Genomic DNA, 15,044 nt, shown 5'->3' on the forward strand with positions numbered 1-15,044 from the left:
TGGAGAGGCCGGGAGTGGGGAATCAGGGCGGCGAGGTCTTGCTGCTCCCTTCCCACACCACGGTGACGGACCCCCGCGGCGGCCGCCGGGGGGGGCGGGCCCCCCCCCCCCCCCCCCCCCCACGCGGGCCCGTACCACGGACGCGGTACGGGCCCGCCCGCACTACTCCCCTGGGAGGCCGCGAGGTTCAGCCCCCGGGGCCGGGCGCGGCGCGGTGCCCGTACCTAGGATTCACGGTATGGATCTCCGACCGCGCGGACCGCTGCACTCCCTCCGACGGGGGCCGGCCAGGCTGTTCGCGGCCGTGGGGGCCCTGGCCGTCCTCCTCGGCGGCGGCACCTGGGTCGCCGTTTCCTCGGACGCCGCGCCCGCCGTACACCGCGAGGACCGGGCCCTGGCCATGCCCGAGAAGCCCGGCGGCGAGAAGGAGGTGCGGATCGACACCTCCTTCTTCACCGCGCGCGGACCCTCCGGTGGGCGACGGCCCGCGGTCCTCCTCGGCCACGGCTTCGGCGGCAGCAAGAACGACCTCCGCGCGCAGGCCGAGCAACTGGCCCGGGACGGCTACGCCGTACTGACCTGGTCGGCGCGCGGCTTCGGCAAGTCGACCGGCAGAATCGGGCTGAACGACACCGACGGCGAGGTCGCCGACGTCCGCCGGCTCATCGACTGGCTGGCGAAGCGGCCCGAGGTCCGCCTCGACAAGGCCGGCGACCCGCGCGTGGGCGTCGCCGGCGCCTCCTACGGCGGCGCCATCTCCCTGCTGGCGGCCGGCCACGACCCGCGCGTCGACGCCATCGCCCCGCAGATCACCTACTGGAACCTCGCCGACGCCCTGTTCCCGCACGGCGTGTTCAAGAAGCTGTGGACCGGGATCTTCTTCACCACCGGCTCGGCCGGCGCGCCCACCGGCGCCCCGGGGACCGCTCCCAAGACCGCCGGCGGCTGCGGGAGGTTCGAGGCGGACCTGTGCGCGATGTACGAGCGGGTCGCGGTCAGCGGCACGCCCGACGCCGCGGCCAGGAAGCTCCTGGAGGAGCGCAGCCCGTCCGCCGTCGGCGACCGCATCAAGGTGCCGACGCTGATCATGCAGGGCCGCACCGACTCGCTGTTCCCCCTCGACCACGCCGACGCGATGCGCAGGGCGATCCGTAAGAACGGCGCCCCCGTCGACGTCGACTGGATCGCCGGCGGCCACGACGGCGGCGACCGCGAAACCGCCCGCCTGGCCGCCCGCACGAAAGCCTGGTTCGACCGCTACCTCAAGGACGACGAGAGCGCCGCCACCGGGCCCGCGTTCCGGGTCAGCCGCAGCGGGGGAGCGGACTCCACCGACGGCACCGTACGGCTGCGCGGCGCGAGCGCCGACCGCTATCCGGGCCTGGGCAACGACCCGCGGCGGGTCCGGCTCGCCGGCCGCGAGCAGCACTTCGCCAACCCGGCCGGCGCCGGACCGCCCGCCCTCTCCGCCGTTCCCGGCGTCGGCGCGCTCGGCAACCTCTCCTCCCTCGGCGCCGGCGGCCTCTCCCTCGACTTCCCCGGCCAGTACGCCCGCTTCGAATCGGCGCCGCTGCCCGCCCCCGTCCACCTCACCGGCAGCCCCACCGCCACCGTCCGCGTCCGCTCGACCTCCCCCGACGCGGTGCTCTTCGCCAAGGTCTACGACGTCGGCCCCGACGGCCGCCAACAGGTGCTGCCCGCCCAGCTCGTCAGCCCCTACCGCGTCCGGGGCGCCGAGCACGGCGCCACCGTCCGCCTCCGGCTGCCCGCCGTCGACCACGACTTCGCGGCCGGCCACCGGATGCGGCTGGTGCTCTCCGCCACCGACCTCGGCTACGCCTCCCCGGCCGAACCCGCCACCTACACCGCCGCCCTGACCGACGGCACGCTCAGCGTGCCCACCGCCCCGCGGGTGCGCGGCGCGGCCGCCCCGCTGCCCGCCTGGACCTGGGCCCTGCCCGCCGCGGCCGCGGCCCTCGCCGCCCTCCTGCTGCTCACCACCCGCCGCCGCACCGCCGCCCCCGCCCCCGACCCGGCGCTCGCGGACGTACCGCTGCGGATCACCGGCCTGAGCAAGCGGTACGCCGGGTCCGCCGACGCCTACGCCGTACGCGAGGTGTCCTTCCAGGTGGAGAAGGGGCAGGTGCTGGGCCTGCTGGGGCCCAACGGCGCCGGCAAGACCACCACCCTGCGGATGCTGATGGGCCTGATCCGGCCCGACGAGGGCGAGATCCAGGTCTTCGGGCACAGCATCCGGCCCGGCGCGCCGGTGCTCTCCCGCGTCGGCGCGTTCGTCGAGGGCGCCGGCTTCCTGCCGCACCTGTCCGGCCGCGCCAACCTCGACCTGTACTGGCGGGCCACCGGCCGGCCCGCCGAGGACGCGCACCTGGACCAGGCGCTGGAGATCGCCGGCCTGGGCGACGCGCTGGACCGCGCCGTGCGCACCTACTCCCAGGGCATGCGCCAGCGCCTCGCCCTGGCCCAGGCCATGCTCGGCCTGCCGGACCTGCTGATCCTCGACGAGCCGACCAACGGACTCGACCCGCCGCAGATCCGCGAGATGCGCGACGTGATGATCCGCTACGCCGCCGCCGGACGCACCGTCATCGTCTCCAGCCACCTGCTGTCCGAGGTCGAACAGAGCTGCACGCACCTGGTCGTCATGGACCGCGGCCGGCTCGTCCAGGCGGGCCCGGTCGCCGAGATCACCGGCTCCGGAGACACCCTGCTGGTCACGGTCGCCGACGCGGACGCGCTGTCCGACGTGCTGGTGGAGAAGGCCGGCGCGCTGCCCGGCGTCCGCTCCGCCGTCCGCGCCGAGGCGGGTCTGCTGATCCGTCTCGCCGACCCGGCCGACACCCCGCGGCTGCTCGCCGACCTCCTGCGGCTGGAGATCCCCGTACGCGGCGTCGGGCCGCACCGCCGCCTCGAAGACGCCTTCCTCACTCTGATCGGAGGTGACCGATGACCGCCACCGCGGCACCGGCGCCCGACCGTCCGGCGGAGCCCGGCGCGCCCGGCTACCGCGCGCGCCGCACCCTTCCGCTGCGCGTCGAGGCGCTGCGCCAGCTCCGGCGGCGCCGCACCCTGGTCATCGCCGCCATCCTGACGCTCCTGCCGTTCGTGCTGGTGGCGGCGTTCGCGATCGGCGGCGAACCGGGCGGCCGCGGCAACGGCCGGCTCAACCTGATGGCCACCGCCACCGCCTCCGGCGGCAACTTCACCGCGACCGTGCTGTTCGTCTCGGCGGGCTTCCTGCTCGTGGTGCCGGTGGCGCTGTTCTGCGGCGACACGGTCGCCTCGGAGGCGAGCTGGGCCTCGCTGCGCTATCTGCTCGCCGCGCCCGTCCCCCGGGCCCGGCTGCTGCTGAGCAAGCTGACCGTCGGGCTGCTGTTCAGCGCCGGCGCGATGGTGCTGCTGCCGCTGGTCGCGCTCGGCGTGGGCACCGCCGCGTACGGCTGGGGCCCGCTCCAACTGCCCGCCGGCGGCGCGCTGTCGGCGGGGGAGGCGATGCCGCGGCTGGCGGTCGTGGTCGGTTACCTCTTCGTCAGCCAACTGGTCACCGCGGCCCTGGCGTTCTGGCTGTCGACGGTGACCGACGCGCCGCTGGGCGCGGTCGGCGGCGCCGTCGGGCTGACCATCGTCGGCAACGTCCTCGACCAGGTCACCGCCCTGGGCGGCTGGCGTGACGGGCTGCCGGCGCACTGGCAGTTCTCCTGGGCGGACGCGCTCCAGCCGCAGATGGAGTGGGCCGGGATGATCCAGGGGGCGTCGGTGTCGGTGGCGTACGCGCTGGTGCTGGGCGCGCTGGCGTTCCGGGGCTTCGCGCGCAAGGACGTCGTGTCGTAGGAAGAACGTCGTGTCGTCGGGGCGCCGCGGTGCGGCCCGGCCCGGTGCGGAACCGGCCGGGCCGCTTCCTTTTGTGGGGAAGGGGCGAACATGCCTCTGCGCCGCCCGTTCTTGCAACCATTCGGGGGGAGCAGGTGTCTTTGTGAGTGAAGACCGGTTCCGACGCAGGCGCGCGCTTGGCGGTGAAAAGCCCGCTTGGCGCGGAAAGTCCGCTCGCCCGCCGCGCGGCACGCCACGACGCGCTCACCCACCCGAAGTCGAGGACATCCCATGCTCCGTACCGCTTCACGCCACGCCACCGCCGCCGCCTGCGCCGCGGCCCTCGGCCTGTCCCTGACCGCCGCGGCCGCCTCGCCCGCGGCCGCCGCACCGGCCCCCGCCCGGCACACCGCGGCGGCCGCGCACCCCGTCCACTCCGACCCCAACGGCCGCCACACCGCCACCGAGATCCGCCGCTTCCTCACCGCGTTCTACGGTCACCACGGCCCCAGCGCCTGGTCCCGCGAGCACCAGGTCTCGGACTACCTCAAGGACCGCGCCGCCCACACCGAGGGCTACGACCTGCTGCTGTGCGCCCAGAACACCCCGCGCGACATCTCCATCGGCAAGGTCACCACCGCGCAGTCCGCCGGAGTCGGCTGGGCGACGGTCACCACCCTCTGGGACGGCGGGGCCCGCCAGTCCTTCACCGCGTACGTGGGCCTGGACTCCAAGCCCATCGAGCTCCAGGACGTCGACTGCTCCCTGTGAGCGGCCCGGCCGCGCGCCCGAGTGGCCGGCCGCAGTCAGGCGGTCGGCCCCCGCATGTGCGAACTGACCCACCGCATCGTGCCCTCGCCCAGGCCCCGTACGTACGTCGCGCCGCTGTGCGTGCCGCCCGGCACGATCTGGAGCCGGGTCCGCAGCGGCCCGTGGCCGTAGCGCGCGATGAACCGGCGCACCTTCGGCAGCACCGTCGCCTCCCGGGAGCCGTCCTGGAAGGCCACATACACCGGCGGTCCGCCGCGCGCGATCAGCCGGCGGGCCAGCACCTCGGGGTTGTTGGCCGCCTCGGCCCGGGCATGGCCGCGCCACAGCGGTGAATCGGGCACGATGTCCGGCCCGTTGGCGATCGCCGTGCCGAACGTCTCCGGATGCTGCAACACGTTCTTCAGCGCCGCGAAACCACCCGACGAAGAGCCCATGATCGCCCAGGCGTCGCGGGTGTCGAGCGTGCGGAAGTTCTGCCGCACGAGATCGGGGACGTCCTGGCTGAGCCAGGTGCCGATCTTCGGCTGCCCCGGTATGTCGCTGCCGTCGTAATACTGCTTGTCATTGGGATTGAGCACCGGCATGACCAGGATGAACGGCAGACTCGTGCCCTCCTTCGACCACCGCGCGACAGACTCCTCCAGCTTCAGGTCGGCGCCCTTCCAGTAGTTGGCGGGATAGCCGTAGGAGCCGGGCAGCGCCTCCATCACCGGAAAGCCCTTGTTCGCGTTCCGCTTCTCGTAGTACTCCGGCGGCGCCCACACCCACACCTTCCCCGTGAACCCCGACTTCGGGCCGTGCAGCGTCGTCACACCGATCGGGGTGTCCTGCCCCGCCCCGCCCACCCGGCGCTCCTCCTCGAAGGTGATCGGACGCGTCGGCATCCGCACCAGCGACCGCTTCCCCGGGGTCGAGGCGTGCGAGGAGAGGGCCGCTCCCGAGCCGCCGAACCGGAGGGGGGCGGCCCGGGACGCGCTCGTGCCGCAGCCGGCCGTGCAGGCGGCGACGGTCAGGGTGATCAGCGCGACCACCGACGGGAACAGGGCTTTGCGCACGGGGGCTTCTCCTTGCCGAACGGGCCGGGAGCGCTCCCGGCTGCCCAACAAGAGGGGACTGCCGCGCCCCCGGGTTTCCCCGCCGCGGTGTCAGGTACGTCGCACCGGCCCGCGCGGACACCCTGCACTCCCACCCGGCGCCCGTATTCTCCCGATATGACCTGGTCGCGCGCGCTGAAGGAGACCGCCCTCTCCGGGCTGCGTATCGAGCGGGCCAAGCTCACCCCGCTCATCGCCCTGCGCGGTGCGATCGGCGTCGCCGTCGTCCTCGGCCTGTGCCTGTGGCGCGGCGACCCCGCCCTCGCGGTCTCCTCCGCCTTCGGCGCGTTCGCCTCCGGCATCGTCACCTTCCAGCGCAGCATGCGGCCCCGCCCCGTCCTGGCACTCGCCGTCGCCGCCGCCCTGGCCGTCTCCACCTTCCTCGGCTACCTCGCCGCCACCCACCCCGCCGCCTTCCTCGTCCTCCTCGCCGGCTGGACGTTCCTGGCGGGCCTGGCCTGGGCGGTCGGCCCGGTCTCCGGACTCGCCGGCACCCAGACCGTGGCGATCATGCTCGTCACCGTCACCCTGCCCACCTCCGTCCTCGGCGCCCTGGAACACGCCGCCCTCATCGCCTTCGGCGGACTCGTCCAGGCCGCCCTCATCGTCGTCTTCCCCGTCCGCCCCTGGGGCGTCCAACGCGACGCGCTCGCCGACGCCCTGGCCGCCGAGGCCGACTACGCCCGCCGGCTGCGCCACGATCCCGTCGCCCCCTTCGACCCCGCGCCCCTCATGGACGCCCGCCTCGCCTCCGCCGTCACCCCCCGGCAGGCCAGACGCCGTCCCGTCCAACTCCACGGCCCCCGCGGCCTGGCCGAACAGGTCCGCCCCGTCCTCGCCTCGCTCGCCGACCCCGTCGTCGGCGTGCCCCTGGAAGGCCCCGAACGCGACCGCGCCCGCGACCTGCTCTGCGCCGCCGCCACCGTCCTCGACGCCGTCGCCCACGCCGTCCGCCACGCCCGTCCCGTACGCCTGCCGCCCGAGGCGATGGCCACCCTCGAAGTCCCCGCCGACGGCCCCATGCTCCAGGGCGCCGCCCGCCGCTCCGCCTACCGCCTGATCTCCCTCCTCGCCGACGCAGTCGAACTCACCGACGAACCCGTCCAGGCCACCCGCCCCACCACCGAAGCCGAACGCGGCCACCTGCTGCGGCCCAGCGTCCCCCGACTCGTCCCCGTCGCCCTGCGGGCCCTGCGCCGCGAGACGCGCTGGAACTCCCGCGTCTTCCGGCACGCCCTCCGCGTCTGCGCGGTCGCCGCCGCCGGCTACCTCATGGGCACCGCCCTGCCCTTCGGCCACGGCTACTGGGCGCCGCTCACCTCCGTCATGGTGATGCGCCCCGACTTCGGCCAGACCTACTCCCGCGGCGTCGCCCGCTTCAGCGGCACCCTCGTCGGCGTCGCGGTCGCCGGCGCCCTGATGGCCCTGGCCCACCCCGGCCGCTACCTCAGCGCCGCACTCGCCGTCGTCTGCGTGCTGCTGATGTACCTGCTGATGCGCACCGGCGTGTCGGTGGCCTCCGCCTGCGTGGCCGCCTACGTCGTCTTCCTGCTCGGCATCGCCGGCGAGGGCTGGGAACAGACCGTCGAGGAACGCATCGTCCTCACCCTCCTCGGCGGCGTCCTCGCGATGCTCTCCTACGCCCTCTTCCCGGCCTGGGAAACCCCCAGGCTCCGCGACCGCCTCGCCGAGTGGCTGGAAGCCAACGGGTGCTACGCCCTGGCGGTGTTCGACGGCTACGCCCGCCCCGGCACCCGCCACCCGCGCCAGGTCCGCGAGGCCCTGCTCGACGCGCGCGCCGCCCGCGCCGCCTGGGAGGAGACCGAGGCCCGCGCCGGCAAGGAACCCGTACGCCACCGCGGCCTCTCCCGCACCGAGGCGACGGCCGCCGGCGCCGCGCTCGCCACGATGGGCCGCGTCACGATGATCCTGGAGGCCCACCTGCCCGGCGAGGACGCCGAACCCTCTCCCGGCGCCGCCGCGTTCGCCGCCGCACTGCGCCCCTCCCTGGAACGGGCCGCCGACGCCGTACGCGCACAAGAAGCCCTCGACTGGAGCGCCCCGCGCGCCGTTTGGCGGTGGTGGGACGCCGAGAGCGACCACCAGGGCGTCGCCCCGCGCGCCGCCGGCCTGCTCCTCGACGCCCTCGACGACCTCGCCGTCTCTTTACCCACCCGTGCCCGCCCCGCAGGAACCTTTCGGCGTCCCCAGTAGTCTAGTTAATTGCCCGCAATTGACGCCTTTGGTGAACCAACGGTGCTGTCCGGCAACCGAAACCGATCGAGCCGGGAGCGAGCCCTCGTCGAGCCGTCATGATCGAGGCACCGGCCGGCCCGACCACCGGCCGCTCACCGATCCGTCACCGATCGATCCCGTCATGGATCGATCCCGTCCCGATCCCGTCACCGATTCCGCCACCGATCCCGTCACCCATCCAGTCATCAAGCAGTCGAAAGGGAGCAAGCGAACCCCCCATGGCGTCCAGCACCTCGTCCGGAACGTACGACATAGGCATCGACCTCGGCACGGCCAACACCCTGGTGTACGCCCGCGGCAAGGGCGTGGTGCTGAACGAGCCGTCCGTCGTCGCCGTCAACGCCTCGGGCGACGTCATCGCCGTCGGCGCGGAAGCCAAACGCACCATCGGCCGCACCCCCTCCGGCATCACCGCCATGCGCCCCCTACGGGACGGCGTCATCGCCGACTTCGACGCCGCCGAACGGATGCTGCGCGCCCTGATGAAGAAGGCCCTGCCCAGCCGCCGCTTCTCCCGGCCACGCGTCATCATCTGCGTCCCCTCCGGCATCACCGGCGTCGAACGCCGCGCGGTCGTCGAGTCCGCCCGGGGCGCCGGCGCCCGCGAAGTGCACCTCATCGAGGAGCCGATGGCCGCCGCGATCGGCGCCGGCCTGCCGGTGGACGAACCGGTCGGCTGCATGGTGGTCGACATCGGCGGCGGCACCACCGAGGTGGCCGTGGTCTCCCTGGGCGGCATCGTGACCGCCCAGTCCCTGCGGGTCGCCGGCGACGCCCTGGACGCCGCCATCACCACCTACATCAAGAAGAAGCACTCCCTGGCCATCGGGGAGCGCACCGCCGAAGAAATCAAGATCGCCATCGGCTCGGCGGCCTGGACCCCGGTCGACGTGGACGAGGACGGCGCCCCGCAACGCCGCACCACCTTCACCGTCCGAGGCCGCGACCACGTCAGCGGCCTCCCCCGGATCCAGGAAATCACCGAGGAGGAAATCCGCGACGCCCTGGCCGAACCGGTCGACGCCATCGTCCGCGCCGTCCACCGCACCCTCGACGAATGCCCCCCGGAACTCTCCGGCGACATCATTGAACACGGCATCGCCCTCACCGGCGGCGGCGCCCTGCTACGCGGCCTGGACCAGCGCCTGCGCCAGGAAACGGGCGTCCCCGTCGTCGTCGCCGACAACCCCCTCGACTGCGTCGTCAACGGCACCGCCAAATGCGTCGACGAATTCGCCTCCCTGGCCGGCCTCCTGACAAGCGCCAAGGAACAGCCCCGCAAGGTGGTGCGGCTGTAGTCGCGGGGGAGGGGGCGTGTCGTGTCCGGTACGCGTGGGACACGGTTGAACGGCTCCGGGCGGACGGGGCCGGGTCCGTGACGGGTTCCGGTCCGTGACGGGTTCCGGTCCGTCACGGATTCGTGCCTGCTCACGGCACCGGCGCCGGCACCGGCGCCGGCACCGGCGCCGGGGGCTGGGCGGGGGTGTCGGCTCCCCGTCTACCCGGCCTGGCCGGTGGGCACGCAGCCCGCCCGCCCCCCCGTACCCCGCGGGGCCCACTTTCTGAGGCCGGCGCCTCAAGACCAGCGCCTCAAGCCACTACCGCGGGCCACCACCTCCAGCCGGCGCGCCTCGAACCGGCGCCTCAAGCCACCACCCCCAACGCGAACGCCGAGAAGCTCACAGCCAGCGCGCCCGCCACAACCCGCCTGCCCCGCGTCACACCCGCCCACGGCGCCTCGAATCTCCTCGTAAGCCGCGCGATGAGAACCAGAAGCCCGGCGAAGACCGGCAGCCACGGCAGCCGGGTCAGCATCCACCCGGCGAAGTCGGGCGTGGTGGTCAGCCCGGGCACCGAGCGGAGGAAGGACGCCGGGACGGCGGCCGCCATCATCGCGGTCTGATGCCAGCACAGAATCGTCATCGCGGACAGATTGACGACCGTCACCGCCGCCCACAGGGCGGGCCGTCGCAGCAGTGCGGCGATACGGTCCCGCAGAAGGATCGCGGCTCCGGACTGTGTCGCGGCCAGGGCTATGACCAACAGCGACGGCGGATGCGAATTCCTCCGGTCCTGCCCGGGGACGCCGACCATGCTCGCCGGATAGTGGAAGACGAGCAGCAACACCGCGAACAGCGCCGCACCACCCACCAACAGCACCCAGGCCCCGCGCCGCCCGATCCGCTTCCGACCCCAGGAAACGCCGAGCTGATAGGCGAACATCCAGCCCGGCACAAGGCTGACCAGCCCCACCGCATACGGCATCGAGTCGGCGAACGGACCGTAGCGCAGGAAGTCGACCACGGCGACGGTGAGAGCCAGCGGCGCCGCCGCCCACCCCCCGAGCCGTCGATCGGCGGCAACGCAGTACGGCGTCAGAGCCGTCACCACCGCGTACACGCACACGAACCACAACGGCTGCACGACCAACGCCGCCGCCGTACGCACCGTCGACTCCGGCACTCCGGCCACATACAACAACGGGGCCAGCAACGCCCATACGGCCGTCACACCAACAGCGGGCCGCAACAACCGCGCGAGCCGTCCCCACAGCCAGACACCGGCCGACTCACCGCGCTCGGCCGCCCGCCGGTACGACGACACGGAGGCGTAGCCACCGACCAGGAAGAAGATCCCGAGCATCTGAAGCACCCAGGTCATGGGCGCCAGGGCTCCGAAGCCGGATAACGCGCTGGCGTTGTGCAGCGAGGCATCGGCGTCCCGCACGAACCCCCCGATGAGCCAGTGCCCGACCGGCACGGCCACCAGCGCCAACGCCCGCAACCCATCAATCGCCCGATCCCGCTCCTGCTTCCCGTCCCGCTCCTGCTTCCCGTCCCGCTCCTGCTTCCCGTCCCGCTCCTGCTTCCCGTCCCGCTCCCGCTCCCGCTCTCCCTCCCCGTCTCCCTTCCCGCCGGCCCGACCCCGCTCCCCGAGCCCCCCACTCCCTTCCCCTGATCCTCCGCCTCCGGCCCCTCTCCACCCCAGACCCCCGAATTCCCCCACGAGACGCCCCATGCCGGCACTCCCTCCCCACCCGCAACCACTCAACAACCGGCCAACAAACCGCCTCCATGCTCGTCCGCCCCCCACCAGAAATCCCTGGAGCCACCCACCCAACCCCCCTACGGAAAACCCCCCTCACCCCCTACGGCCCTCACCCCACTCCACCCCGAACTCACGCCAACGTGCCCCGCAAAGCCGCACTCCGAATGGGACCTGCCAACGTGCCCGCAAACGTGCCTCCGAGGCCCAAGGCTTCAGCGGGCGCCTGGAATAGACCCCCTCAAGGAGCACGGCGGGCTCGGTGGACTCGGTGGTCGCGACATCAAGGACGGCCCGGGCGAGAGACAACGCCGGGACGTCGATGGTGGGGGAGCGTGTTCGGTTGGCCCGTTGGCCCGTGGCTCGTTGGCCCGTGGACTCGTTGGCCCGTGGGCCAGGAGCCAACCTGTCGTCCCGCTTTCTGGGGCGCCACGACCGTACGAGCGCGCCCGGCCACGCCGGGTCACTGGCCACCCGACCACCCGACCACCAGCCATCCGTCCAGCCGGGCCACTGGCTGACAACCCGTCCACCCCACCACCACACGCGTGGCGGGCACGATCGCGGAGCACCAAGCCAGTCGGCCTCACGGGGGGCCGGGGGGAGAACCGAACTGCGCATCGCACGCGCCCACCACGTCCGCCGTCCGCCGACAACTGGGTGACGCCGTCGAGCCGCCCCGACCCGCGAGAAAGCCCTCCGCGAGAAAGCCATCCGAGAGAAAACCCTCCGCGAGAGGGCCACCGCTGCCGGCGGAGACTACGCCCTACACCGAGGACGATGCCCTACACCGACTGCGCTGCCCTACACCGGCGACGATGCCCTACGCGCCGGCGACGCTGCCAGCGAGGCCGTCACCACAACCGGCGCCGACCGCCCCGCCCCACGCAACCCCTCGGCCACCATCTCCACCAGCCACACCGCGATATCCGGCGACCACTCCCGCGTACGGCAGCCGAACCGCAGCACCTCACGCATTCCCTCGGCATGCACCACGCGGTCGAGATCGAGGTCCACCCCCGGCAGACCGCTGCCCGCCACAGGCACAGGCACAGGCACAGGCACAGGCACAGAGACATCCACCGCCCCCTGAGCCATCACCCGCACCGCCTCACACACAGTCGGCGCATCGTCCTCGCCCGGCCCACCCCGCCCAGGGCGGCAGGAAACAGTCACCACCACCTCGTGCCGGGCATCCGGATTCGCCAGGCCGAACCAGGGCGCCAATTCGGTCTGGTGAAACGCCGTATTACGTTCGGCCGCCTGCAACGGCAGCAGCGCATGCAGGCCGGTGAACGTCACCGCGCCCACCCGAGCCAACGTCTCGGACAACACCAGAACCATCGGCCGGACGGGAAGACCGGGACGCGGAGGGTCGGTCAGAACCCCGGCCTGCAGCCAAGCCAGTTGGTGAACTCTTCCGTCCTGCGTCCAGTCCCCACCGACCTCCTCATGAGCCCACGCATTGGGCTCATGGTGCGCCGTGACCTTTCCATCCTCGGTCAGACAGCCGCTCAGGGTCTGCCAGCCGTAGGAACCGGCCCGGTCGATCGCAAAACCGAGAACGTCTTCCTCGACGGTGCCCTCGTCATCATCCTGCTCTACAACCCGGTCGAACCACGGAGACCGTTCGAGGATTCCGTGCAAGCCAATGATCACAGTGGGGGGAAACACAGGCACTCCCGGAAAACGGGCGGCGCGGAAGAGTTCCTCCCAGCGCCGCTATCAGCCTTTGATCACGTACCGCAGCACAGCATCTGCGTCGAGGTGATCTTCGCCTTGGTCGCCGGCCCGCACACACGCTTCCACCACCCCTGCGCGTTGATGGAGCCCCGCACCGTGTCCGAAAAGTGCACCAGGCCGCCCTTGGTTTCGAAAGCGCCGCCCCCGGAGCCGGAGCGGGCATGGCTCTTGCCGTATGCGCTGCCGCCACGCACTGTGCCGTGATCGTCAGCCTGCGCAGCCTCATTACCCGCCCCACGCAATAGCCACCACGCCCCCCCCGATACGGCACAGCCGAATTCACTAGTGAGGCGTGGCCGCCCCCGCGAGGCCCCCTCCCCAGATGGCGGACCACCCGGGCCGCCGGGGACCCTCCCCCCACGGCCGGGAACGGCCGCCGCTTCCGGCACGCGCTCGCGACATCCCCAGACCAGCAAAAAGACCCTCCCGAAGGGAGGGTCATGGGGAGCGCCCCCGGCAGGACTCGAACCTGCGGCCAAGTGCTTAGAAGGCACTTGGTGGGTGGGGGAGCGGGGTGGCTCTGACCTGCCCGAACGCGCCCGGCCACTGGCTCGTCCCGAAAACTTCGGGCGTTTTCGGGACGGCGAGGGCCTTCTACATGGAACGCCGGGATTATTTGCCCGGCACCAACTCCAAGAGCCGACCCACGCGGTGCCAGCCGCCGACCAGGATGGCTGCCAGTACGGAGCATCCGACGATGAGCCAGGGACGTAGGTCGTTGTTCACTCCCAGTGCGGGGAGTACCGAGGAAGATCCGACTGCGCCCGTCATGGCAGCGATGATGACCACAACCACGTGGGCGGATTCTCGCAGCGCGGTCCGGGTAGCGGACACGGGGGTGGCCTCCGTCAGGGCCGCTTCAGGCAGCAGGGCTCCGATGCGGCCCTCTGCAGAGCGTTCCGCGATCGTGACCAGCATGGTGCCGAGTCGTGGCAGTGCGACATCCGGCTCTGCGTCGATCTTCAGAACCTCGGCTCGCAGGGCGCCGGCAACCAGTGCCGCGTGCGAGCGCGTAGCCGCACGCCTGACGGATCTGCGAGGGATTGTCCCGGCATAGCGATGGGAACGAAGAATGGCATCCTCGACATCCCGAAGGCCCCGATCGAGATTCCGAAGTTGCGAGGCCCGGTGTCCTGATGGCTGTCCGTACGCTGCCGCGCAAAGGCTTATGGCGTCCAAGGACCGTATTGTCGCTCGATAGCGGAAAACGGTGCCTCGCGCCATCCTGCATTCCATCAGCCACCACATCGGTACTAGCAGCGGGATGGACACGACGATCACGTAGACGAGGCTGTCCCATCCGCGGGCGGGCTGGTTCGCGACCTCAGGGCGGAGCAGCCACAGAAGGTGCTTCGCCGCCCGTGCTGCGGAGTCGGCTCCAGCGGCTCGTGCCAGGTCGTGAAGGAGGACCACCGTACGCTTGATCATCTTCAAGCTGATCAACGCGGCGAACAGAGCCACGGCCATCGATCTGTATGGCGCTGTCTCAAGAGTGGTCCGTGTGTCCCGTAATGCCCTGCGGGTATGGGTGAGGGGCCTTTCAGTCACGCGAAGCGTTTGCAGCGAGGCGTTGAACTCGCGCACCCGAGTGCGGACCACGCGCTGGTTGACGTGTAGACGCCAGGACTTGATCTTCGACTGTGCTCGCCAGACGTACGGAGATATCTGTTCTGTGCTCGTGCGCAGCAGGCTCAAAGCACCCCTCCCTCGGTATCGATGGACTGATGGTGCCGGGAACGCACGCCTGTTACGTCTCCTCTCGCAAAAATCTTCGGCTGGTATGGGGCTGGAACTTGGCGGCCGCAACCGTGGCGGAGTGTGAGACGCCGAGGCCGCACGAAGGTCCGGCCATGCCGCACGAAGGTCCGGCCATGGTGTGTCGGGATCCTCGCCGCGTCTCCTGTAGCCGAGCAGAGCGACAGCGATCCACCCTGGGCTGCTCAGGACGATCCGCCAGAAGCAGGCGCGGCTGCGAATATCACCTTGAGCTTCCGAACCAGTTTCAGGAGTTGCACGTGAGTCGTTCTCCGCAGGTGTGCCCTTTGATGCAACTACCGCGCAGGGGAGTCGGACGACGACGGAAGTTCGGAGAAGACCTCTTCTCCGCGGATCCCGCCCAGCCCCCCTGAACCAGATGGCCACCCTCCAACTCTCGTTCCGACCTGGCGATCTGAGTCTCGCTGAGCCGAGACCACCGCGGAGAACCCTTCGGCCGAACCCTGGTCTCGGGATCAGTCCCTTCCATCGCTCTCGGCCGCCTTGTGTGAGTAAGCTGTGGAAGGCAGGTCCGGACTCCCGGTAGCACCG

9 protein-coding genes and 1 tRNA gene are annotated in these 15,044 nt (G+C 71.9%); 5 read left to right on the top strand and 5 right to left on the bottom strand.

What is annotated here, in order from left to right; genetic code table 11:
- Positions 1-238: 238 nt before the first annotated feature.
- From ACZ45Z_RS05115 to ACZ45Z_RS05125, 3 genes are all read left to right on the top strand, one after another.
- A complete protein-coding gene (locus ACZ45Z_RS05115) occupies positions 239-2,968 on the top strand; it encodes an alpha/beta fold hydrolase (RefSeq protein ID WP_468356288.1) in 2,730 nt (909 codons plus the stop codon).
- Positions 2,965-3,849: an ABC transporter permease gene (locus ACZ45Z_RS05120; protein WP_468356291.1), complete on the top strand. Its 885-nt coding sequence runs from the start codon at positions 2,965-2,967 to the stop codon at positions 3,847-3,849. Before ACZ45Z_RS05115 ends, ACZ45Z_RS05120 begins: the two co-directional genes overlap by 4 nt.
- 270 nt (positions 3,850-4,119) lie before the next feature.
- Positions 4,120-4,599 (top strand): hypothetical protein, encoded by a 480-nt coding sequence (locus ACZ45Z_RS05125; protein WP_468356294.1) that lies wholly within the window; start codon positions 4,120-4,122, stop codon positions 4,597-4,599.
- Positions 4,600-4,634: 35 nt separating this feature from the next.
- On the opposite strand, the gene ACZ45Z_RS05130 is transcribed toward ACZ45Z_RS05125, so the two are convergent.
- The gene (locus tag ACZ45Z_RS05130) at positions 4,635-5,654 is read right to left on the bottom strand and encodes an alpha/beta hydrolase (protein WP_468356297.1); all 1,020 of its coding nucleotides are present in this window, start codon (positions 5,652-5,654) and stop codon (positions 4,635-4,637) included.
- Positions 5,655-5,810: 156 nt separating this feature from the next.
- Between ACZ45Z_RS05130 and ACZ45Z_RS05135 the strand changes: the two genes are divergently transcribed.
- Positions 5,811-7,907: an FUSC family protein gene (locus tag ACZ45Z_RS05135; protein ID WP_468356300.1), complete on the top strand. Its 2,097-nt coding sequence runs from the start codon at positions 5,811-5,813 to the stop codon at positions 7,905-7,907.
- Between the two features lie 260 nt (positions 7,908-8,167).
- Positions 8,168-9,247 (top strand): rod shape-determining protein MreB, encoded by a 1,080-nt coding sequence (gene mreB, locus ACZ45Z_RS05140; RefSeq protein WP_468356303.1) that lies wholly within the window; start codon positions 8,168-8,170, stop codon positions 9,245-9,247.
- A 346-nt stretch (positions 9,248-9,593) separates the two neighbouring features.
- Here mreB and ACZ45Z_RS05145 read toward each other — a convergent pair whose 3' ends face one another.
- The 4 genes from ACZ45Z_RS05145 to ACZ45Z_RS05160 all read right to left on the bottom strand — a co-directional run bounded on the left by ACZ45Z_RS05145 (position 9,594) and on the right by ACZ45Z_RS05160 (position 14,432).
- Positions 9,594-10,967, bottom strand: coding sequence for an acyltransferase family protein (locus ACZ45Z_RS05145; protein ID WP_468356306.1), 1,374 nt, complete (start codon positions 10,965-10,967; stop codon positions 9,594-9,596).
- 831 nt (positions 10,968-11,798) lie between these two features.
- Positions 11,799-12,641 (bottom strand): hypothetical protein, encoded by an 843-nt coding sequence (locus ACZ45Z_RS05150; protein ID WP_468356309.1) that lies wholly within the window; start codon positions 12,639-12,641, stop codon positions 11,799-11,801.
- Positions 12,642-13,185: 544 nt separating this feature from the next.
- Positions 13,186-13,281, bottom strand: a tRNA-Arg gene (locus tag ACZ45Z_RS05155).
- 68 nt (positions 13,282-13,349) lie between these two features.
- The gene (locus tag ACZ45Z_RS05160; protein WP_468356312.1) at positions 13,350-14,432 is read right to left on the bottom strand and encodes a hypothetical protein; all 1,083 of its coding nucleotides are present in this window, start codon (positions 14,430-14,432) and stop codon (positions 13,350-13,352) included.
- Between the last annotated feature and the right edge of the window lie 612 nt (positions 14,433-15,044).

It is taken from the genome of Streptomyces sp. NPDC031210, assembly GCF_055570395.1.